This window comes from Clostridium sp. JN-1, assembly GCF_003718715.1.
In the GTDB taxonomy this organism is placed as follows: Bacteria; Bacillota; Clostridia; order Clostridiales; family Clostridiaceae; genus Clostridium_AV.
Genome location: NZ_CP033465.1, coordinates 1,819,354 through 1,842,509, shown reverse-complemented (window position 1 = coordinate 1,842,509; position 23,156 = coordinate 1,819,354). Strand labels below are relative to the sequence as shown.

Genomic DNA, 23,156 nt, shown 5'->3' with positions numbered 1-23,156 from the left:
TTGTAAATTAGGAGGGTGTATGCAAGGTATTATAACAAAAGGAATATCTGGATTTTATTATATAAAAGTAGATAAAAAAATAATAGAGTGTAAAGCTAGGGGAAAGTTTAGATATGACGGGTTTGTACCTATGGTAGGAGATAAAGTAGAAATCTCCGTAAAAAATGGCAAAGGTGTTATTGATAAAATTTATCCTAGAGTAAATAGACTTATAAGACCGCCGGTGGCAAATGTTACACAGGCTTTATTAGTCATTGCATTAAAAAATCCAGATGCAAATGTAGATTTAATTAATAAACTTCTTGTAAATTGTGAGTACAATAACCTAAAAGTAATCATCTGTTTTAATAAAGTAGATCTCGTAAATTTGGAAGATGAAAATGTAAAAGAGATTGTAGAAATGATAAAGAGCTGCGGTTATTCTGCTATATTTTTAAAGGCAAAAGAAGGCATTGGGGTAGAAAACATAATTGAAGTTTTGGATAATAATGTAACCGTATTTTGTGGAGCATCTGGAGTGGGAAAGTCCACTATACTAAATTCAGTTGTAGGTAAACCAGTAATGAAAACTGGGGATATAAGTCAAAAGTTAAAAAGGGGTAAAAATACTACAAGACACAGTGAGCTCATAGAAATTAATGGTGGATTTGTAGTAGATACACCTGGTTTTTCCTCTATAGATATAGATTTTATGAGTAAAGAAGAATTACAAGAATGTTTTCCAGAATTCAGGGAATATATTGGCAGGTGTAAGTTTACAGGATGTGTACACGATAAAGAACCAAGTTGTGCAGTAAAAAAAGCTGTTCAAGATGGAAAAATAAATATCAAAAGATATGAATTTTATATAAAAACACTAGAAAATATAATGAAGAAAAATAATAAGTGGTAACATTAAGGGGGAATAGCAAATGTTAAAAATAGCTCCGTCTATATTGTCAGCTGACTTTTCAAAGCTAGGCGAAGATGTTAAAATGTTAGATAAATCTGGAGCAGATTGGATTCACATAGATGTAATGGATGGATTATTTGTACCCAATATATCTTTTGGAGTTCCTGTGATAAAATCTATAAGAAAAGTAACGTCTCTTCCATTTGACGTACATTTAATGATAGAAAAGCCAGATAGGTATATAGAGGATTTTGTAAAAAGTGGTGCTGATATTATAACTGTACATTATGAAGCCGATAAACATTTAGATAGAACTATAAATTATATAAAGAGTTTTGGAGTTAAAGCAGCTGTGGCTTTGAATCCAGCTACATCAGTAGAAAGTATAAAATATCTTATACCTACTTTAGATATGGTACTTATTATGACTGTAAACCCTGGATTTGGAGGACAAAAGTACATAAAATATTGTTCAGACAAAATAAGAGAACTTAGGAATTTAAGTAATAAGGTAAATAAGGATTTGCTTATCGAAGTAGATGGTGGAATTACAGTAGAAAATATAGAAGAAGCAGCTAAATGCGGTGCCAATATTATGGTTGCTGGATCAGCAGTTTTTAAAGGTGGAAATATAGAAAAAAATATAAGTGATTTAAGGAGAGATCTTTAGATGAAAATAGTTATTGTATCAGGGGGGAAATCACCATCATTTAAGCTAATTAAGGAAGAATTAAAGGATTCTTCCTTCTTAATATGTGCAGATAGCGGTGCAAATTCACTATATAAGTATGATATAGTTCCAGATTATTTAATGGGAGATTTTGATTCTATAGATGAGGAAGCATTTAAGCACTTTAATAATTGTAAAAAGTGTTCAATAGAAAGATTTCCTTCACAGAAGGATTTTCCAGATACAGAATTAGTGGTTGAAAAAGCACTTGAATTTAAACCAGATGAAATTGTATTACTTGGGTGTACTGGTACAAGAGTAGATCATATGATGGGCAGCTTAGGAATGCTTTTAAAATGTTTAAAAGCAGGTGTAAAATGTTACATAAAGGATGAATTTAACATCATTCAGCTAACTGATAAGTCAATAAAATTAAGAGGAAATAGAGGAGATACATTTTCTCTTCACGCATATTGTAATAGAGTAGAAAATTTGAGCATAGTTGGTGCAAAGTATAAATTAGATAATTACTTGTTTAATATAGGAGATGGAAGATGCATATCAAATGAATTTTTAAATGATGAAGTTGATATCATATTTACAAGTGGGTACCTACTCGTGTTTTACAGCAGAGATTAATTATAGAAATTTATTTTGTAACATTCTATGAGTACCCTTCATATAATGATATAGAGCAATTATATAGGATAGTATATGTCAAAAAAATGGTGTGTAAAAAAAATAAAAGAAAATTTAGGATTTATAGTGATGGCTGTAGGTATAGGAATTATGCTAACAATTATTTTGCCTATCTGGGGCTGGATAATTGTTGTAGGCACAGCACTTATTTATGTTGGATGGTATTTAATTAAAAATCATAAGTAAAGAGGTGGAGTTGATTTGAAAATAGTAACTATAAGGCTTCCTAAATTTTTATCTGCTATAATAAAGTTTTTTAGAAAAAAGAAGTAGATTGTAAGAACATAATTTTATAAAGTAATTTAAAGTAAATTAAAAAAATGCAATTGTTTTTATCAATTGCATTTTTTATTTATTATATGGCACGTTGAACCTTTCCTGAACGAAGGCACCTTGTACAAACATGTATAGTCTTTGGGGTTCCATCAACTACAGCTTTAATCTTTTTTACATTTGGAGCCCAAGATCTCTTGGATTGGTGATGAGAATGACTATATTGTACGCCGAATACAACGCCTTTACCACAAACTTCACATTTTTTTGACATCTAAAAACACCTCCTTCGAAAGTTGTAAATAAAACTTTCTGTTGAATTCAAACATTTATTATTTTACCACATAGTTATGAATAAGTGCAAGTCAAGATATAAACAAAATATAAAAACGCGAATAAATAAACCTAAAGTTGTAAATTATCATTATAGGGGGTTAATTTTATTTCCTTGAATAAATTTTTTATTTAATATAAAATATGTAATATGGTATTGTATTAAGGAGGGTTAATTATGATATGTAATATAACTAATGAACATGGCCATATTGATTATTCGGAGGATGTCATAGCTAATATCGTAGGTGTTTCTACTATGGAATGTTATGGAGTCGTAGGAATGGCTTCTAGGAATGCTAAAGATGGACTCTGGGAGTTAATCAAAAATGAAAATTTAAGTAAAGGAGTAAAAGTTCGTTACAAAGATAATGGATTAATTATAGAATTATATATAATAGTAGAATATGGAACTAAAATATCGGCAATATGTAATAACATAATTCAAAAAATAAAATACAATATAGAAAATTATACAGGAATTAAAGTTTCAAGTATAACAGTTAATGTGCAGGGAGTTAGAGTCTAGGAGGTAATTCAGTAAATGGAACACTTAAAGATAAATGGAAAGTGCTTTTACAACATGATAGTTAATGCAAGTAATAGATTAGAAGCACAAAGAGAGCATGTAAATTCATTAAATGTTTTTCCAGTACCAGATGGAGATACAGGAACTAATATGTCAATGACATTTAAAAGTGCAGCCTTGGAAATGGCTGGTATGGAGAACAGAGGTGTTTTTGATATAGCAAAAAGTGTATCTAGAGGTGCACTTATGGGTGCAAGAGGTAATTCAGGGGTAATTCTTTCACAAATATTGAGGGGTATAGCAAATGGATTAGAAGATAAAGAAGAAATTAATTGCAGTGAATTTGCTCAAAGCTTGATTGAAGGTTCAAAATCAGCATATAAGGCTGTTATGAGACCTACTGAAGGGACAATACTCACAATAATAAGAGCGGCAGGTGAAAGAGCTGCAGAAGTTGAAACACAAGATGTAACTGCATTACTAAAGGAAGTATGTGAATATTGTGAGGTTATATTAAATAAAACCCCTGATATGCTCAAGGTTTTAAAAAAGGCCAAAGTTGTAGATGCAGGTGGTATGGGATTACTCCTTATTCTTCAAGGTATGTATGAAGTATTAAGAGATGACACACATGAAGTGTTGCATGTTAACGAAGAACCTCAAAATCAAATTAAACATGTTTCAAAAAAATTAGAAGAGCATGATATAAAGTTTGGATATTGTACGGAATTTTTTATTTACTCTAAGAATTCAAATATAGATGCTTTAAAACAAAAATTACAAACTGCTGGAGATTCTATGGCAGTAGTTAAAGATGATGATATAATTAAGGTACATATTCATACAAATGACCCAGGATGGGTTCTTTCAGAGGCAATTAAATTAGGTGAACTCTCAAAAATAAAAATCGATAATATGAGGGAACAGCATAGAAATTTATTGGATGTTCAAAGTGAAAACTTAAATGAAGAAATTAAAGAAGACAGTGAGAAAGTTCAAAAAGAGGATAATAAGACAAAAAAGTATGCAATTATTTCTGTAATAGTGGGTTCAGGAATAAAAAATATATTTAAAGATCTTGGAGTTGATGCTGTAATCAAGGGCGGTCAAACTATGAATCCAAGTACTCAAGATATATTAGATTGTATAGAAAATATAGATGCTGAGAATATTTTCATTTTGCCAAATAATAAAAACATAATAATGACAGCCAATCAAGCCTCAGAACTTTCAAATAAGAATATAAAAGTTATACCTACAAGGACAATACCACAGGGAATTGCTGCAGCAACATGTTTTAATTCGGAGCTCAAATTAGAAGATAATATAAAGGGTATGGAAGAATCTATAGATAAAGTAATTAGCGGCTCTGTAACTTTTGCAGTTAGAGATACACAAGTTGATGGAAAAGATGTAAAAAGTGGAGATATACTTGGAATTGTTGAAGATAAGATTGAACATGTTGGCAAAGATAAATACAAAATATGTGAAGATACTATTTCAAGTATGGTAAATGAAGAGAGTGAACTTATAACTGTATTATATGGTAAGAATTGTAATGAAGAAAGTATAAATGAACTCACATCAAAGCTAGAAGAAAAGTATCCAGAGATTGATATACAATGTTATAATGGGGAACAATCTATTTATTATTTTATAGTATCTGTAGAATAAAATAAAAAAGCCTATATTGGGCTTTTTTTATTTGAAGGATGGTGTTTTATATGGATATATATGATAATATAACTGTTTTGAAAGGGGTTGGACCAAAGACAGCTGAATCATTAAATAAACTTTTTATATTTACGATTATGGATTTACTACTATACTTTCCAAGAGATTATGAAATAATTTCACTTTGCAGTGATATAAAAGGTGATAAAACTAATCAAAAAGTTATAGTAAATTGTAATGTTCAAAGGATAGAAAGGGATATAAGAACTAAAACTGGTAAGGTCATAACTACAATATTATTTAGCAATGGAAAAAGTTTTTTTAAGGGAAAGTGGTTTAATCAACCTTACATGAAAAATAATTTTAAGATAAATAACACATATACTATTTCAGGAAAACTTGAACAATTTAAAGGAGAACTGTTTATAATAAATCCTAAAATTATAAAAGGTAAATTGGCTAATAATACTAGGCAAAAAATAATACCAAAGTATGCATTGACATCTGGTATAACTAATAATACTATTATAAAATTAATATTTTATTTATTAAGAAATATAAAGATTGAAGAAAATTTACCTAAAAGTTTAATATACAAGTATAAATTATGTGATTTAGATAAGGCTATAAGAACAATACATAATCCAGTTGATTTTAAGGAATTGAATGAAGCTAAAAGAAGATTAAAGTTTCAAGAGCTATTTACATATTCTTTAAAGATATTAATGCTCAAAGATAAGGTGTTAAATAATAGGGGCAGGGCTTTTAAAATAGCCAGTGATTTAGTAAAACTTAAAGACAGCCTGCCATATCCACTTACGAAAGCTCAAAATAAAGTGATAAGGGAAATATTGATTGATGAGAAAAGAGAAAAGACAATGGGCAGACTTGTACAAGGTGATGTTGGAAGCGGCAAGACTATAGTAGCACTTATAAGTATATTTAATGTAATAAAAAATGGATATCAGGCTGTTTTGATGGCACCTACGGAAATACTCGCCAAACAGCATTTTTTGGAAGCTAGTAATTTGTTTAAAGATTTTGATGTAAATACAAAACTTCTCACAGGGAGTACTGCTAAAAAGGAAAAAGAAAGAATAAAAGATGAACTTAAAAATGGAGAAATAGATTTTGTGATAGGTACTCATGCACTTATTGAAGATGATGTTGAATTTAAAAAACTTGGAATAGTAGTAACTGACGAACAGCATAGGTTTGGCGTAATGCAGAGGAATAAGCTTACAAATAAGTCTAAAGATGTTGACACATTAGTTATGACTGCAACACCTATTCCGAGGACATTAACATTGTGCTTGTATGGTGATTTAGATGTGTCTATTATAGATGAACTTCCTCCGGGAAGACAGAAAATAGAAACGTATTATGTAAATAAAGTTAATAAGGATAAAGCATATAATTTTGTATTGAGTGAAGTTGAAAAGGGAAGGCAAGCTTATGTAGTTTGTCCTTTAGTTCAAGAAAATGAAACATTAGGCATAACTTCTGCGGAAGAATTATTTAAGGAATTGAAAGAAAAGTACTTTAAGAATATATGTATAAAGGTGCTTCATGGTAAAATGTCTCCTAAAGAGAAAGAACAAGTTATGGAAGAATTTAAGGAAGGATTGATAAAAGTACTTATTTCAACTACAGTTATAGAAGTTGGAATTAATGTTCCAAATGCAACTGTAATGGTTGTAGAAAATGCAGAAAGGTTTGGACTATCACAACTCCACCAGCTCAGAGGAAGAGTTGGAAGAGGAAAGTACAAGTCTTATTGTATACTCATTACAGACGTAAAAAATGACATAATAAGAAGAAGAATGGAGATAATGGAAAGTAGTAATGATGGATTTTTTATAGCAGAGCAGGATTTGAAGATAAGAGGAGGAGGAGAAGTTTTTGGGTTTAAGCAGCATGGTGAAGATACTTTCTTGCTGTCAGATGTTGTAGAAGACATGGGCATATTTAAATTTGCTAACCTTGAAGCTAAGAAACTTATAATAAGTAAGGATGAAAATGACATTAAGATTAAAAATCAAATTTTAAATAAACTTAAGCAAACGTCAAAATTAATTTGTTTCAATTAATTTACATTAAATTAAAATAATTAAAAACACTGCAATTAATATAACTTTAAATAGCGGTGTTTTTTTGTATTGCCATGTTTAATTAAAAAAGTAATTATATATTGTGTAAAAAAAATATACATGTGTACTTTTTTTACATAACGTGAGTCCAGGTAGTAGGTTCAGCCTTTTCTGTAAAAATGATGTGTACAATATGTGTACACTTTGTTTTTTTATATAATAAATCATCTTAAGATATTTATTCGTCAATACAAGTATGACTGTGAATCATACTAATAATTTTTTATGTTTGGCATCATAGTTGCTATTTAAATAATAATAAAATAGATTATATTAAAAATATTGTGGGAGATGAGAAACTATGAAATCAAAATTAGTCTCTAAAAGTCAAGCAATTAACTTAATAAAAGATGGAGATACTGTTGCTGTTGGTGGTTTTTGTGGATGTGCACATCCAGAAGAACTTACAGCTGAAATAGAAAGTATATATTTAAAAACTAAAACTCCTAAAAATTTGACATTGGTATATGCTGCTGGTCAAGGAGATAGCAACAGTAGAGGGTTAAACCATTTTGGACATGAAGGATTAGTAAAAAAGGTAGTTGGTGGACATTGGGGATTAACTCCAAAACTTCAGAAATTAGCATTAGAAAATAAAATTGAAGCCTATAATTTACCGCAGGGTGTAATATCACAATTATATAGAGATATTGCAGCCAAGAGACCTGGTAATATTACTCATGTTGGATTAAAAACTTTCATAGATCCTAGAATTGAAGGTGGCAAGCTAAATGAGATTACTACAAAAGACATCGTAAAGTTGGTTAATGTAGAAGGCAGGGAATATTTATTTTATAAGGCTTTCCCAATAGATGTTGTACTTTTACGAGCAACTTATGCAGATGAATATGGAAATGCAACTATGGAAAAAGAAGCAGTAACTCTTGATGCAGTTGCTATGGCTCAAGCAGCTAAGAATTCAGGTGGAATAGTAATTATACAAGTTGAGAGTGTTGTCTCCAAAGGTTCTCTTGACCCGAAAGAAGTTAAAATTCCAGGAATATATGTTGATGCTATAGTTGTAGCAGATCCAAAAAACCATATGCAAACATTTGGTGAACAATATAATCCTTCTTATTCAGGACAAGCTAAAGTATTATTGAATTCATCAAATTCTATGCCCCTTAATGAAAGAAAAGTCATAGCTAGAAGAGCAGCAATGGAACTTGTTCCAAATTCTATAACTAATCTTGGAATAGGTATGCCGGAAGGAGTTGCTTCGATAGCAAATGAAGAAGGCATTTCTGATGAAATGACTCTAACTATAGAATCTGGTGGAATTGGTGGAGTACCTTCAAGCGGCTTAAGTTTTGGAGCTTCAACTAATCCAGAAAGCATACTAGACCAAGCAAGTCAATTTGATTTTTATGATGGTGGTGGACTTGATGTAGCGTTTTTAGGATTAGCACAGTGTGATAAATTTGGGAATATAAATGTAAGCAAATTTGGTCCTAAGATTGCAGGGTGCGGAGGATTTATTGATATAACTCAAAATACTAAAAAGGTTGTATATTGTGGTACATTTACAGGAGGAGGACTTAAAGTTGATGTTGGGGATGGAAAACTTAAAATAATAAAAGATGGTAAATTTAATAAATTTGTAAATTCTGTAGAACAGATTACTTTCAGTTCAGAATATGCTAGAAGTATTAAACAATCAGTATTATATATTACAGAAAGGGCAGTATTTAGGCTAGCTAAAGAAGGTTTGGTCTTAGAAGAAATAGCTCCAGGAATAGATTTGGAAAAGGATGTATTAGCCCACATGAGCTTTAAACCAATAATATCCTCAAACATGAAACTTATGGATGAAGATATATTTAAAGATGAGATTGTTGATATAAAAGTCAGTTAATGCTTGAGGCTATAACTTCAGCTGAAAACATTGTTTCTAAATTACAGTCAGCTGTAAGATATTCAAAAACAGTTATAAATAAAGGTACTGAAAGTTATATAGAAACAGGAATGATAATTTAAAAGGATTTATTTGGTTTATGTTTTGCGGCAGAAGATCAAAAGGAAGGTATGTCAGCATTTAAAGAGAAACGAACTTTAATAATAAATAAACTGAACATATTGATTTAGTATGGAGAAGAAAAAAAATATATCAATGGCTGTTATAAAAAGATTGCCTAAGTATCATAGGTATCTTGGGGAATTACTAAAAAATGATGTCGATAGAATTTCTTCAAAAAAATTAAGTGGAAAGATAGGTTTTACAGCGTCCCAGATCAGACAGGATTTGAATTGTTTTGGAGATTTTGGCCAGCAGGGTTATGGTTATAATGTAAGTGAGCTGTATAATGGAATAAGAAATATTTTGGGGCTTACTAAAACTTACAAAACAGTAATAGTAGGAGCAGGAAACATAGGGCAGGCCATAGCAAACTATACGAGGTTTGAAAAACTTGGATTTACTCTTGAATCACTATTTGATATCAATCCTAAATTGGTTGGAATAAAGATAAGAGATATAAGTGTAAGGGATATAGATTGTTTACCAGGATACTTACAAGAAAACCATATAGATATTGGTGTAGTATGTGTGCCTAGAAATAATGCACAAAAAGTATGTGATATTTTAGTTGAAAATGGCGTTAAAGGGATTTGGAACTTTGCTCCTGTAGATTTAGTTATTCCTGATGATGTAAAAATCGGAAATGTTCATTTAAGTGATAGTTTACTTACGTTAAGTTGTTTATTAAAGGACAAAGAATAGTTAACTTAATTTAATTTGTTTACTAAATGACAAAAAATAGTTGATAGTCGAAATGAAATTGGATGCAAACCATCCAATAAGAATGTCATAGGATAGAATATTAGTTACATTTATACATGAAATGATAAAAGGGTTGCTAAAAAAGGTTTTGCAACCTTATGTATAGGTGAAGGACAAGGGACAGCAATTGTTATTGAAAGGATAATATAATTAAAACAAAGATAATTTAGGATCTTATTAAAAAATTATAGTGTAGTTATGGGCTAAAGGTTTTAAAAGGCTGTAGACTTTTAAAAGCTGTGGACCTTTAACCATTTAGTCAATAATCAATTACATTATTAAACTTTTAATGTGCATATCTTATTCAAGAAAATATAGTATTAAGGAGGAAGAAGTATGCAAGGTTTAAGTATTAATGAAATAAAATTAGGAGATAAAGCTTCTGTTGAAAAAACTATATCTGAAACAGACGTATATCTTTTTGCTGGAATTACTGGAGATTTAAATCCAGCTCATGTGAATCAGGTTGCTTCAGAACAAACAATGTTTAAAGGAAGAGTAGCACATGGAATATTAGTAACAGGTCTTATTTCCAATTGCTTAGGAATGCACCTTCCAGGACCAGGAACCATATACATGGGACAGCAGGTTAAATTTACAGCACCAGTCTATATTGGAGATACAATAAAGGCAGAAGTAGAAGTTATAGAAATGAATGTAGAAAAAAATAGAGTTAAGTTAAAGACTGTATGTACTAACCAACATGGAAAAGTAGTTATTGATGGGGAAGCATTAGTTATGCCACCTAAAAAGAAATAAGAATTCCAATTATATAGAAGAGTTTTAGTATTTCCTGCATTCATGCAGGAGAAGTACAAAACATATAAGATAAACAAGTAAATTGTAAGGAGGATCAAGTAATGGAGTTTAAAAATCTTACCTTTGAAAAGGATGGAAAAATAGCTATAGTTACTATTAACAGACCTAAGGCACTAAATGCTTTAAATACGGAGACTTTTGTAGATATCAGTGCTGTTGTTGATGAAATTGCTAAAGACAGCGAAATACTTGCTGTAATAGTTACAGGTGCAGGCAGAGCTTTTGTTGCAGGCGCTGACATAACTCAAATGAAAGATATGAATACTGAAGGCGGAAGAGAGTTCGGAATGACTGGAAACGAAGCTTTCAGAAAATTAGAAAATCTTGAAAAACCAGTAATAGCTGCAGTAAACGGTTTTGCACTTGGAGGCGGCTGTGAACTATCACTTGCTTGTGATATAAGAATAGCTTCAACTAAGGCTAAATTCGGACAGCCAGAGGCAGGTCTTGGAATCACACCAGGATGCGGCGGAACACAGAGACTTGCAAGAACAATTGGACCAGGAATGGCAAAAGAACTTATATACACTGCTAAAATCATTGATGCAAATGAAGCATATAGAGTAGGTCTTGTAAACAAAGTAGTAGAACCAGAGAATTTGATGAAAGAAGCAAAGGATCTTGCAAATACTATAGCAGCAAATGCACCTATAGCAGTTAAAATGTGTAAAGCTGCAATAAATAAAGGAATACAATGCGATATAGATACAGGTCTTTCATACGAAACAGCAGTTTTTGGACTGTGTTTTGCAACAGAAGATCAAAAAGAAGGTATGACTGCATTTGTTGAGAAGAGAGACAAATGTTTTAAGAATAGATAGGAGGTTAATGTAATGAATTTTGGTTTGACAAAGGAACAAGAATTAGTAAAACAAATGGCAGCTGAATTTGTAAAAAATGAGGTAGAGCCTTTAGCTAAAGAAGTCGATGCAACAGAAAGATACCCAATAGAAACAATGAAGAAAATGGCTAAGTATAACATGATGGGTATGCCGTATCCTAAGGAATTAGGCGGAGCTGGTGCTGATTATTTAAGCTATATAATGGTAGTAGAAGAACTTGCAAAAGCTTGTACAACTACTTCAACTGCTTTTTCAGCACATACATCACTGTGCTCATGGCCAATATACAACTTTGGTACAGAAGATCAAAAGAAAAGATATCTTCCAGATTTATTCAGCGGAAAGAAGATAGGAGCATTTGCTCTAACTGAACCAAATGCAGGAACAGATTCTGCAGCACAGCAGACTACAGCAAAAAAAGACGGAGATTATTATGTATTAAATGGTTCCAAGATATTCATTACAAATGGTGGATATGCAGATACTTTTGTAACTTTTGCTATGACAGATAAGAGCAGGGGAACAAAAGGTATATCAGCATTTATAATTGAGAGAGGAATGCCCGGATTTACAATAGGAAAAGTAGAAGATAAGATGGGTATAAGAGGATCTTCAACAACAGAACTTATATATGAAGATTTAAGAATACCTGCAGCAAATCTTCTTGGAAAAGAAGGAAAAGGTTTCAAAGTTGCAATGATGACACTTGACGGAGGCAGAATAGGAATAGGAGCACAAGCTCTTGGAATAGCAGAAGGAGCACTTGAGTATGCTATAAACTACATGAAAGAAAGAAAACAATTTGGAAAACCACTTTCAGCATTCCAGGGATTACAATGGTATGTAGCTGAAATGAAAACTAAAGTAGAAGCAGCAAAATATCTTGTATACAAAGCAGCTTGGAAGAAACAAGAAGGAATGCCGTTCACAATGGATGCAGCAGAAGCAAAATTGTTTGCAGCAGAAACTGCAATGTTTGTTACAACTAAAGCAGTTCAGATCTTAGGCGGATATGGATATACAAAGGATTACCCACTTGAGAGAATGATGAGAGATGCAAAGATAACTGAAATATATGAAGGAACATCAGAAGTTCAAAAGATGGTTATTGCAAGCAATTTGTTAAGGAAATAGGAGGGTTAAACATATGAATATAGTAGTTTGCTTAAAACAAGTACCTGATACTAACGAAGTTAAAATAGATCCAAAGACTGGAACACTTATAAGAGAGGGAGTTCCATCAATAATAAACCCAGATGACAAAAATGCACTTGAAGGAGCACTTCAATTAAAGGAAAGTGAAGGAGCAAAAGTTACAGTAATCAGCATGGGACCTCCACAGGCCGATAAGGCTTTAAGGGAAGCTCTCGCAATGGGTGCTGATGAAGCAATATTAATTTCTGATAGAGCATTTGCAGGAGCAGATACACTAGCTACATCAAATGCACTTGCAGGAGCACTTAGAAAATTAGATTATGATATAATATTTGCCGGAAGACAGGCTATAGATGGAGATACTGCACAAGTAGGACCAGAAATAGCAGAACACCTTGGAATACCGCAGGTAACATATGTAGAAGATGTAAAGATAAGCGGAAATGAACTTACTGTAAGGAAATCTCTTGAAGATGGATATGAAGTAGTAAAAGTAAAGACACCAGTTCTTTTAACTGCAATAAAAGAATTGAATGAGCCAAGATATATGTACATGCCAAAAATATTTGAAGCTTACAAGAAGGAAGTAAAATTGTGGACAGCAGATGACATAGATGTAGATAAATCCCTTCTTGGACTTAAAGGTTCACCAACAAAAGTTAAAAAATCATGGCCAAAAGCAGCAAAAGGAAAGGGCGAACTTATAGATAAGCCATATAAAGAAGCAGCAGCATACGGAGTTGCAAAACTAAAAGAGAAACATTTCATCTAAATTTATAGGAGGGATTTAAACATGAGTATAGCAGATTATAAAGGTGTATGGGTATTTGCTGAACAAAGAGACGGAAAACTTCAGAAAGTAGCCCTAGAGTTAGTCGGAAAAGGAAAAGAATTGGCAAATAAATTAGGCGAAGAAGTAACAGCTCTGCTTCTTGGAAGCAATGTAGATAATCTTGCAAAAGAATTAGCAGCTTATGGAGCAGATAAAGTTATATGTGTAGATAATCCAAACTTAAAAAATTATACAACTGATGCATATGCAAATGTAATAAATGAACTTGTTACAACTAGAAAACCAGAAATACTTTTAGTTGGTGCAACATTTATAGGAAGAGATCTTGGACCTAGAGTATCTGCAAGACTTTCAACAGGACTTACAGCAGATTGTACAGGACTTGACATAGATGAAGAAGGCAGGAACTTACTTATGACAAGACCAGCATTCGGTGGAAACTTGATGGCTACAATAGCATGTACTGATCACAGACCGCAGATGTCAACAGTAAGACCTGGAGTATTTGAAAAATTAGAAAAAGACAGCAGCAGAAGAGGAAATATAGAAAAAGTAAATATCGATGTAAAAGAAGATGACATAAGAACAAAGATACAGGAAGTAGTAAAATCAGCTAAGAATATAGCAGATATAGGAGATGCTAAAGTTCTTGTATCAGGAGGAAGAGGACTTGGCAGTCCAGAAGGATTCAATATGCTAAAAGAACTTGCAGACTTATTAGGCGGAACAATATCCGCTTCACGTGCAGCTGTAGATAACGGCTGGATAGATAAAGCATATCAAGTAGGACAAACAGGTAAAACTGTAAGACCTAATTTATATATAGCTTGTGGAATATCAGGTGCAATACAGCATTTAGCAGGAATGCAAGATAGTGATTTCATAATTGCTATAAACAAAGATGATTCAGCTGCAATAATGCAGGCAGCAGATCTTGCTATAGTTGGTGATTACACTAAAGTAATACCTGAAATGATAGCTCAGATAAAAGAATTTAACAAGTAAAATGTAATATTGAATAAAAGTGGTAAAAATCTCTTTATAAATTATATGAAGAGATTTTTGCTTTTAATAAACATACTTTTTAAAGTTAGAGGAAAATATAGTCTAATCTTAGAGTATAATTTTAGTAGTTGTAAAGCTCATCATTAATGGATACAATATTAGTACTTGGTATACTTCTTACCTTCCGTGTGTGTATTTGTGTGGTAACTTTTATATAACACGATAAGTGAAAGTACGCCATATTTATTTTTTGATAGTATTACCAATTTAGATTTCTATTTTGCATAACTAAAGTAACTTACATAAAAGACTATTTAGCTCCTAATCTATTATCTTAGTGTAAAAAAAATACACATGTAAATTTTTCTTACATAATGTGAGTCTAGGTAACAAGTTGAGCCGTTTCTGTAAAAATGAGGTGTACAATATGTGTACACTTTATTTTTTTTATAATAAATTATCTTAAGATATTTATTTGTTAATACAAGTATGGTCTTGAACTATACTAATAAATTTTTATGTTTGGCATTATAACTGCTATGTATAGTAATAAAAGATGAAGATAATTATGGAAGGGGATTGAAAAATGAAATCTAAAGTTATTTCGAAGCAACAAGCAGTTGATCTAATAAAAGATGGAGATACTGTTGCAGTAGGTGGTTTCATTGGATGTGGCCATCCGGAAGAAATTACATTAGAAATTGAAAAAAAGTATTTAGAGAAGCAGGAACCTAAAAATCTAACATTAGTTTATGCAGCAGGTCAAGGTGATAGCAAAGACAGGGGATTAAATCATCTTGGACATGAGGGATTACTTCATAAAGTAATAGGAGGTCATTGGGGATTAGCACCAAAGCTTCAAAAATTGGCTCTAGAAAATAAAATAAAGGCATATAACTTACCGCAGGGAGTTATATCACATTTGTATAGAGATATTGCTGCTGGAAAGCCTGGAACAATTACTCATGTTGGATTAAAAACCTTTATAGACCCTAGAATTGAAGGTGGTAAGCTAAATGAAGTTACTATAGAGGATATAGTAAAGGTAGTTAACATTGAAGGTAAGGAATACTTATTATATAAAGCTTTTCCAATAAATGTAGTACTTTTAAGAGCTACTTATGCAGACGAAAAGGGAAATGCAACTTTAGAAAATGAAGCTGCAACATTTGATGCAACTGCAATGGCTCAAGCAGCTAAAAATTCAGGTGGAATAGTAATTGTCCAAGCTGAAAAGATTGTAGTAAAAGGATCGCTAGACCCAAGAAAAGTTAAAATTCCAGGAATATATGTTGATGCTATAGTTGCTGCAAATCCTCAGAATCATATGCAGACCTTTGTTGAGGATTATAATCCATCATATTGTGGGCAAGTTAAATCCCTAGTAGATTCAATAGATTTATTACCACTTGATGAAAGAAAGGTAATAGCAAGAAGAGCGGCTATGGAGCTTATACCTAATGCAGTAATTAATCTAGGAATTGGTGTGCCAGAAGGAGTAGCTATAGTTGCTAATGAAGAAGGTATTGCACATGAAATGACCCTAACTGTAGAGTCAGGTGAAATAGGAGGAGTGACTGCAGGAGGTTTAAGCTTTGGAGCATTAACTAATCCAGAAAGCATACTAGACCAAGCTAGTCAATTCGACTTTTATGATGGTGGGGGTCTTGATGCAGCTTTCTTAGGATTGGCGCAGTGTGATAAGTTCGGTAATGTAAACGTTAGTAAATTTGGAACTAAGATTGCAGGATGTGGAGGGCTTATTAATATAACTCAAAATGCTAAAAAAGTTGTCTATTGTGGTACTTTTACAGCAGGTGGTTTAAAGGTAAAAGTAGGAGATGGAAAGTTAATAATTGAAAAAGATGGTAAGTTCAATAAATTCTTAGATATCGTTGAACAAATTACTTTTAGTGGTGAATATGCAGTAAGTGCTGAACAGCCTGTACTCTATATTACAGAAAGAGCAGTGTTTAGGTTAACTAAAGAAGGCTTGGTCTTAGAAGAAATAGCTCCAGGAATAGATTTGGGAAAGGATGTATTAGCCCATATGAATTTTAAACCAATAGTATCTCCAAATATGAAACTTATGGATGAAAATATATTTAAAGAAGGACTAATGGGAATAAAAGTTGGTTAATTTAAGATGTTTTTTACTGTAGAAAAAAGTAAGAAAAAATTAAAGGGGGTCTTATAAATGGCGATTTTAGGAATTTTTTTAAGCTTAGGACTATTAATGTATATGGCCTATAGGGGCTTCTCAGTTATAGCATTTGCTCCTATCTTCGCACTATTAGCTGCTTTATTTTCTGGGATGGCACTTTTACCAACCTATACAGAAATATTTTTGCCGAATTTAGCCAACTACGCAAAGGTTTATTTCCCATTCTTCTTGTTAGGAGCCATATTCGGTAAAGCTATGGAGGAATCTGGTGAAGCAAAATCTATTGCTAAAGCAATTGTAGATAAATTAGGAAAGAGAAATGCTATATTATCAGTTGTTCTATCAGCGGCAATCCTTACTTATGGTGGGGTAAGCCTTTTTGTTGTGGCCTTTGCTGTATATCCATTTGCAGCTTCTATTTTCAAGGAGGCAGATATACCGAAAAGACTTGTCCCAGCCACTATCGCTTTAGGAGCGTTCTCATTCACCATGGATGCTATTCCAGGAACACCGCAAATTCAGAACTCAATACCAATGAAATACTTTAACACGGATCTTTATGCTGCTCCAGTTTTTGGAACATTAGGAACTGTTATTATTTTAGCTGCTGGCATGGCTTATTTAGAGTGGCGTAAACGTAAAGCTCAAGCAGCGGGAGAAGGATATGGTGAAGGCCATACTAACGAACCTGTACCTGTTGAAGAAACTGATTTGCCAAATCCTTTTTTATCAGCGCTGCCATTGGTTTCAGTACTTGTTATAACTTTAATTTTACAAAAGTTTATTTTTCCACATTGGAATATTATGTCTTGGGTAACCCAAAAACCTTATGGCATTTCAAAAGATGGTGTTGTAGGTACAATGAATAACTGGGCTCTTATTATTGCACTCCTTTGTGGTATTATTATTGCATTTATAATTAATCCAAAACGTATAAAAGGTAATTTAGCGAAAGTTATTAATGCTGGTGCTATAGGTTCATTATTAGCTGTTATGAATACATCTTCAGAAGTTGGCTTTGGTAATGTTATAAAAACACTTCCAGGATTTCAGTCTATAGCTCATGCTTTAATTAATATTAATCCTAATGGCAGTCCGCTTCTATCAGAAGCAGTTAGCGTAAATGTTCTCGCGGGAACAACTGGTTCAGCGTCAGGTGGTATGAGTATTGTATTAGATATGTTTGGTAAACAGTATTTAACTTGGGCTCAAAATTCTGGTATAGATCCTCAATTACTTCACAGAGTTGCCGCTATGGCTTCTGGAGGTATGGATACATTGCCTCATAATGGAGCAGTTATTACACTTTTAGGAATTGCAGGTTTAACTCATAAACAATCCTATAAAGATATCTTTGCTATTACTTTACTTAAGTCTGGAACTTGCTTCTTTTTAATCTTCTTACAAAGTATTTTCCACTTTGTATAATTCAAGAAATTCCTCTCTTAATTATATAAAATTAACTTACAAAATAGGTTCTGAAGTGGATAATATTTTAACTTTACTAAATAAAGGGACTGCCGCATTATGGTGTGCATCCCGTCAAGTAGACAATTGAAAAAAATAAAAGTTTTCAGAATGCTGCTCGTTTGAGCAGTATTTCTTTTATGCAGCATTTAACAGTTTCTCATGAAATTCTTCTGGTGTTAGAATTTCATAGCATCTTTGTTGACACCCATTTGTGTAGTAATTCATAAAATCGTTTATTGCATTCACTAAATCATTCTTATTTGTAAACTTTTTCTATAACACATTTCCATTTTAAGGGCTTTCCAGAATCTTTCTATTGATTCCGCCCTTTCGGACTGTGAGCAAAGCCCTATGTGGATAAAGTTTTCAACTGGATTTGTAATGGAAAAAATCTAAAAAATAAATTCCCACTATAACCTGACATAAACAAATTTTTAACTCGACTTGCTAAAGTTACAAGTGCGTAAAATGTAAATATAAATCATTAAAAAATATAAATACTTAAATAAGAAAATGTTGAATTAATATGATGGGAGGAGATAAATGATGAATATTAAAAATTTAACAGTATTAGGTACTGGAACTATGGGACATGGAATAGCATTACTTTCTGCAAAAGCAGGATTAAATGTAGTTATGTATGGTAGATCTGATGCAAGTTTAGATAGGGGATTTAACAGTATAAAAGCTGATTTAAGTCGTTTAAAGGATGAAGGGGAGTTAGCAGATAATGAATCCGAAGAAATCTTAATTAAAATAAAGGGAGCTGAAAGTATTGAGGATACTGCTAAATATGCTGATTTTGTAATAGAATCTTTAGCTCAAAATCTAGAGCTTAAACAAAGAATTTTTGAGCAGCTAGATGAACTTTGTCCACCAGAAGTAATTTTAGCTAGTAATACTTCGTGGCTTAGTCTAACAGCTATAGCTAAAAATACAAAACATGCTGAAAAAGCAGTAATTGCTCACTTCTGGAATCTACCGCAGTTAATTCCTTTAGTAGAAGTAGTACCTGGGGAAAAAACATCACAAGATACGATGAAAATAACCATGGACTGGGCTGAATTTATAGGTAAAAAAACTGTTCGTATGGAGAAGGAATGTTTGGGTTTTATAGATAACCGTCTTCAACTTGCACTTCTTAGGGAAGCTTTATATATAGTTGAAAAAGGTTGGGCAAAACCTGAGGAAGTAGATAAAGCTATGGAGTATGGACATGGAAGAAGATTACCTGTTACTGGACCATTATGCAGTGCAGATTTAGGAGGACTGGATATATTCAATAATATAGCTACGTATTTATTTAAAGATTTATGTAATTATACAGAACCTTCTAAGTTAATGAAGGACAAAGTTGAAGCAGGAAACTTAGGAAGCAAAAGTGGACAAGGCTTCTATAATTGGTCACCAGAGGATTTAAAAGAGAAACAAATGGAACGTACAGAAATACTTCTATATTTTTTAAAAAAAGATGCACAAAAAAACAAATAATACGTGCATCTATAATTAATTGAGAAAATAGGATCTAAAGCAATTAAAAATATATAGAATCAGAGGGGGATTTTATGTTTTTACAAAAATGTTTTGATGCAATAATTGAAAATATAAACGAGGCTTTGATAGGTGTTGATGAAAAGGGATATTTGATAATTGTAAATAATAAGGCTCAAGAACTTTTATATATAAATTCAACAAAATGTATAGGTGACTATATAGAAGATGTAATTCCTGAAACAAAACTTTCCACAACCATAAAAAGTGGGAGAAAGGAATTAAATAAAAAATTTTTTGCTAACGATAAGGAATTTGTGATAAGTAGAATACCAATTATTATAGATGGTAAGGTTAATGGGGCAATAGCGATTTTTAGGGATATTACAGATAATAAAAAAATGCAGCAAGAGTTAATAGATAATGAAACATATATAAATATACTAGATACTATAATGAATACTTTAAATGAATGTATTGTTTTAGTAGATGAAAAAGGTATAATCACTATGATGAGCAAGGCTTATAAGGAATTTCTAAGGTGCGATAATCCTGAAGGAAAAAAAGTTGTAGATGTAATAGAAAATACGAGATTACATGAAGTTATTAAAAGCGGTAATATAGAAGTAGGTGACATTCAAAAAATAAATAATCATAAAATGATTGCTATGCGTGTTCCAATTAAAAAGGATAACAAGATTATAGGTGCTGTTGGTAAGGTTATATTTAAGGATATAAGTGACTTTTATACATTGAGTAAAAAATTAAACAATTTACAAAGACAGATTGAATTTTACAAAAATGAACTTAGTAAAGAGAGAAAAGCAAGATATTCCATTGAGGATATTATAGGAAGTTCTGCTAAAATACAAGAGGTAAAATCAATAGCTATGAAAGTAGCTAAAACTGATTCGAATGTACTTATAATGGGTGAAAGCGGCACAGGTAAAGAACTATTTGCCCATGGTATTCACAATGCTAGTAAAAGATATTTAGGACCATTTGTAGAAATAAACTGTGCTTCAATTCCTTCAGAATTATTTGAATCAGAATTATTTGGCTATGAAGAAGGAGCTTTTACTGGAGCAAAGAAGGGCGGTAAAAAAGGAAAATTTGAGCTTGCAAATGGAGGAACTATATTTCTAGATGAAATTGGTGATATGCCTATGTATATGCAAGTCAAACTTTTAAAAGTAATTCAGGATAGAGAAATTGAAAGAATAGGTGGAAACACAATAAAAAAAATTAATGTTAGAATTATTGCTGCGACGAATAAGAACCTTGAAGATAGTATTATAAAAGGTGAGTTTAGGGAAGACTTGTATTATAGACTCAATGTTATGAAGATAGTAATTCCCCCTTTAAGAGAAAGAAAAGAGGACATTCCTATTCTTGCTGATAGTTTAAAGATAAAAATAGCAAATCGACTTGGAATATATGTAGAAGGAATATCAAAAGAAGCATTAGATTGCCTAATTAAGTATAAATGGCCTGGTAATGTTAGAGAACTTGAAAATGTTATTGAGAGAGCGATAAACTTATTGGATTCAGATTTAGTCATAAAATTGGAACATCTACCTTCAAGATTGATAACTGATAAATTTAAAAATCAAATAAATTTTGATAGTAATAATAGCTGGTTGAAAGATGTAATTGAAAGATTTGATAATAATAATGGTTATTTAAAAGATATAATTGAAAGAGTTGAAAAAGAAGTAATTCTAGATTGTCTTAAAAAAAATAATTGGAACAAAAATAAGACAGCTCATACACTAGGTATAAGTAGGGTTGGCTTATATAATAAAATTAAATTGTATAAATTAGAAGGTTAGATAATTTATATAAAGGGGCTGTCGCATTAGCATAAAAAACTAGGCTAACGCGGCAGTGTTTTTTAGTACTTTATAGGAAATTTTATGATATTTTAAGTCCAAATAAGTTCAATAATTAAAAAATGGCATACTTTAATAAGCCTTTACTATTAAGGCTTTTTTAATTTTGAAATTTTTAAAATTAAGCACCTTTTTTAAGTGTCAAAGCTGTGTATAGAATAATTATTTAGCGCTTATCCTACTAAAAAAATGTATATTTAAGTGACTTGTTATAAAAAAGGCATTATAATTGAATTTAAATAAGCAGTAAGTTTTAAAAGCTATAAAACTATTGTTATAAACAATAATAAATCGTAACTTATCATGACACTTAGGTAAGTTAGTGGTGCATTTTTATTGCTTTCAAGTCTTAGTGAGTGCAGCTTCTTGAAAAAGGAGCAGCACGTTGAACTACACTTATAAGTAAGGTAAATACTCACCCTAGGACGTAATCTTCAATCCCTTGCTCTGAGAATGTTTAGGACGGTACCTAACCTATGTCATGGAAGCTAAACACTAAAAACATATGTCCTCTTATAAGTATAGACAAGAAGAAATTTTCTCCGAAATGAAGGTTAATCAGAAATGATTACAAAATCAAAAAACTTTTGCTCTGTAGTGGATATTAACAATAATCCACTTAGTCCAACAATGTAACACAAGGTCTAAAGTGGTATTTAAAGGTACTATTGAACAAAGACAAGATATCAAACATCTGACACAAGGACAATGTAATATTAAAGACTGGACAATAAAACATATGCGAAGGAAGTTAAGTAAATTCAATAAACATAACGAATTAAGAGGTTTTAGGCATAGGAACTTTGTAAAATACACAAAGAAAGACGGCATAAACTATTTAGGTTATATTATAGCATTGTATCCTGAAAAAAGGCAGTACAATATGATGACATTAGATGGTAAAGTATTAAAACATTATGGAATTAAGTCATTACAATTAATATGGAGATTTAATAAGATAGCATGGTATTAAAAAATATAACAGGCGAAAAAAATAATTTTAAAAGGAGGAACTGGTTACGTTTTGTTATTATTTTCGTAACTAGATAAATCTTATGTTAAATAAACGAGTACATGATAAATGTGAAAAGCTTTTAGATAAATTATATGGCGAATGTACTTATAATGAATTCGCAGCAGCTTTTGATGTTGCTGTTAGAGCTTATCAAAGAATTTCAAAAAATGATCCTATATTTTATCATAACAATTTTTATTTAGGAGTGATTAGCTGCGAGGATAGACTTATTTCTGCAGTTTGTAATTATTATTTAGATGGAAATGGGCAAAAGGAAAATCTGAAAGAGGATATTTTTCCTATGATAAATATTTTATCAGGAAATAAGGATAGTATATTAGCTAAAGAATTAAAAAATTTATTTTTAAGTGTATATGATAATTAGAGGTGGAATGATTTAAAAATATCAGCAAAGGTATTCATGAATGATATACTTACATGATGATTTTTAAAATGGTTATAATTAAACTTTTACCTTTATTAAAATTATTTTTATTTGAGTTTTGATTAA

The 23,156-nt window shown here is 31.5% G+C and carries 21 protein-coding genes and 2 pseudogenes; 22 read left to right on the top strand and 1 reads right to left on the bottom strand.

Features of this window, described 5'->3' with window-relative positions; genetic code table 11:
- Window positions 1-19 precede the first annotated feature (19 nt).
- The 4 genes from rsgA (at window position 20) to EBB51_RS13680 (ending at window position 2,447) form a co-directional block, all read left to right on the top strand.
- Window positions 20-892 (top strand): ribosome small subunit-dependent GTPase A, encoded by an 873-nt coding sequence (gene rsgA / locus EBB51_RS08695; protein ID WP_123054112.1) that lies wholly within the window; start codon window positions 20-22, stop codon window positions 890-892.
- 19 nt (window positions 893-911) lie between these two features.
- Entirely contained in the window at window positions 912-1,562 is a 651-nt protein-coding gene (rpe, locus tag EBB51_RS08690) for a ribulose-phosphate 3-epimerase (RefSeq protein ID WP_123054111.1), read from the top strand.
- Window positions 1,563-2,201: a thiamine diphosphokinase gene (locus tag EBB51_RS08685; RefSeq protein ID WP_123054110.1), complete on the top strand. Its 639-nt coding sequence runs from the start codon at window positions 1,563-1,565 to the stop codon at window positions 2,199-2,201.
- Window positions 2,202-2,276: 75 nt separating this feature from the next.
- Window positions 2,277-2,447, top strand: a complete 171-nt coding sequence (locus tag EBB51_RS13680; protein WP_190285251.1) for a hypothetical protein — start codon at window positions 2,277-2,279, stop codon at window positions 2,445-2,447.
- A gap of 169 nt (window positions 2,448-2,616) precedes the next feature.
- On the opposite strand, the gene rpmB is transcribed toward EBB51_RS13680, so the two are convergent.
- Window positions 2,617-2,808 (bottom strand): 50S ribosomal protein L28, encoded by a 192-nt coding sequence (gene rpmB / locus EBB51_RS08680; protein WP_123054109.1) that lies wholly within the window; start codon window positions 2,806-2,808, stop codon window positions 2,617-2,619.
- A gap of 237 nt (window positions 2,809-3,045) precedes the next feature.
- Between rpmB and EBB51_RS08675 the strand changes: the two genes are divergently transcribed.
- The 18 genes and pseudogenes from EBB51_RS08675 (at window position 3,046) to EBB51_RS08590 (ending at window position 23,030) form a co-directional block, all read left to right on the top strand.
- The gene (locus EBB51_RS08675; RefSeq protein WP_123054108.1) at window positions 3,046-3,396 is read left to right on the top strand and encodes an Asp23/Gls24 family envelope stress response protein; all 351 of its coding nucleotides are present in this window, start codon (window positions 3,046-3,048) and stop codon (window positions 3,394-3,396) included.
- 15 nt (window positions 3,397-3,411) lie between these two features.
- Entirely contained in the window at window positions 3,412-5,070 is a 1,659-nt protein-coding gene (locus tag EBB51_RS08670) for a DAK2 domain-containing protein (protein WP_123054107.1), read from the top strand.
- Between the two features lie 50 nt (window positions 5,071-5,120).
- The gene (recG, locus tag EBB51_RS08665) at window positions 5,121-7,160 is read left to right on the top strand and encodes an ATP-dependent DNA helicase RecG (protein WP_123054106.1); all 2,040 of its coding nucleotides are present in this window, start codon (window positions 5,121-5,123) and stop codon (window positions 7,158-7,160) included.
- A 361-nt stretch (window positions 7,161-7,521) separates the two neighbouring features.
- Entirely contained in the window at window positions 7,522-9,075 is a 1,554-nt protein-coding gene (locus EBB51_RS08660) for an acyl CoA:acetate/3-ketoacid CoA transferase (RefSeq protein WP_123054105.1), read from the top strand.
- Window positions 9,072-9,305: pseudogene (locus tag EBB51_RS14020) on the top strand (hypothetical protein); the annotation flags it as partial. The gene EBB51_RS08660 and the pseudogene EBB51_RS14020, both read left to right, overlap by 4 nt.
- Before the next feature lies 1 nt (window position 9,306).
- Window positions 9,307-9,939 carry a redox-sensing transcriptional repressor Rex gene (locus EBB51_RS08650; RefSeq protein WP_123054104.1) on the top strand — a complete coding sequence of 211 codons (633 nt, stop codon included), beginning with the start codon at window positions 9,307-9,309 and terminating at the stop codon, window positions 9,937-9,939.
- A 70-nt stretch (window positions 9,940-10,009) separates the two neighbouring features.
- Window positions 10,010-10,149, top strand: a pseudogene (locus EBB51_RS08645) (acetyl-CoA C-acyltransferase); the annotation flags it as partial.
- Window positions 10,150-10,335: 186 nt separating this feature from the next.
- The gene (locus tag EBB51_RS08640) at window positions 10,336-10,758 is read left to right on the top strand and encodes a MaoC family dehydratase (protein WP_123054103.1); all 423 of its coding nucleotides are present in this window, start codon (window positions 10,336-10,338) and stop codon (window positions 10,756-10,758) included.
- A gap of 101 nt (window positions 10,759-10,859) precedes the next feature.
- The gene (locus EBB51_RS08635) at window positions 10,860-11,639 is read left to right on the top strand and encodes a short-chain-enoyl-CoA hydratase (RefSeq protein WP_123054102.1); all 780 of its coding nucleotides are present in this window, start codon (window positions 10,860-10,862) and stop codon (window positions 11,637-11,639) included.
- Window positions 11,640-11,651: 12 nt separating this feature from the next.
- Window positions 11,652-12,794, top strand: coding sequence for an acyl-CoA dehydrogenase (locus tag EBB51_RS08630; protein WP_123054101.1), 1,143 nt, complete (start codon window positions 11,652-11,654; stop codon window positions 12,792-12,794).
- Window positions 12,795-12,807: 13 nt separating this feature from the next.
- Window positions 12,808-13,587 carry an electron transfer flavoprotein subunit beta/FixA family protein gene (locus tag EBB51_RS08625; protein WP_123054100.1) on the top strand — a complete coding sequence of 260 codons (780 nt, stop codon included), beginning with the start codon at window positions 12,808-12,810 and terminating at the stop codon, window positions 13,585-13,587.
- Window positions 13,588-13,608: 21 nt separating this feature from the next.
- A complete protein-coding gene (locus EBB51_RS08620) occupies window positions 13,609-14,613 on the top strand; it encodes an electron transfer flavoprotein subunit alpha/FixB family protein (RefSeq protein ID WP_123054099.1) in 1,005 nt (334 codons plus the stop codon).
- 586 nt (window positions 14,614-15,199) lie between these two features.
- Window positions 15,200-16,753 (top strand): acyl CoA:acetate/3-ketoacid CoA transferase, encoded by a 1,554-nt coding sequence (locus tag EBB51_RS08615; RefSeq protein ID WP_123054098.1) that lies wholly within the window; start codon window positions 15,200-15,202, stop codon window positions 16,751-16,753.
- A gap of 57 nt (window positions 16,754-16,810) precedes the next feature.
- Window positions 16,811-18,205, top strand: coding sequence for a GntP family permease (locus EBB51_RS08610; protein ID WP_123054097.1), 1,395 nt, complete (start codon window positions 16,811-16,813; stop codon window positions 18,203-18,205).
- A 588-nt stretch (window positions 18,206-18,793) separates the two neighbouring features.
- Window positions 18,794-19,738, top strand: a complete 945-nt coding sequence (locus tag EBB51_RS08605; protein ID WP_123055022.1) for a 3-hydroxyacyl-CoA dehydrogenase family protein — start codon at window positions 18,794-18,796, stop codon at window positions 19,736-19,738.
- A gap of 74 nt (window positions 19,739-19,812) precedes the next feature.
- A complete protein-coding gene (locus EBB51_RS08600; protein WP_123054096.1) occupies window positions 19,813-21,570 on the top strand; it encodes a sigma 54-interacting transcriptional regulator in 1,758 nt (585 codons plus the stop codon).
- 709 nt (window positions 21,571-22,279) lie between these two features.
- Entirely contained in the window at window positions 22,280-22,603 is a 324-nt protein-coding gene (locus EBB51_RS08595) for a hypothetical protein (RefSeq protein ID WP_123054095.1), read from the top strand.
- Window positions 22,604-22,685: 82 nt separating this feature from the next.
- The gene (locus EBB51_RS08590) at window positions 22,686-23,030 is read left to right on the top strand and encodes a hypothetical protein (RefSeq protein ID WP_123054094.1); all 345 of its coding nucleotides are present in this window, start codon (window positions 22,686-22,688) and stop codon (window positions 23,028-23,030) included.
- Window positions 23,031-23,156 lie beyond the last annotated feature (126 nt).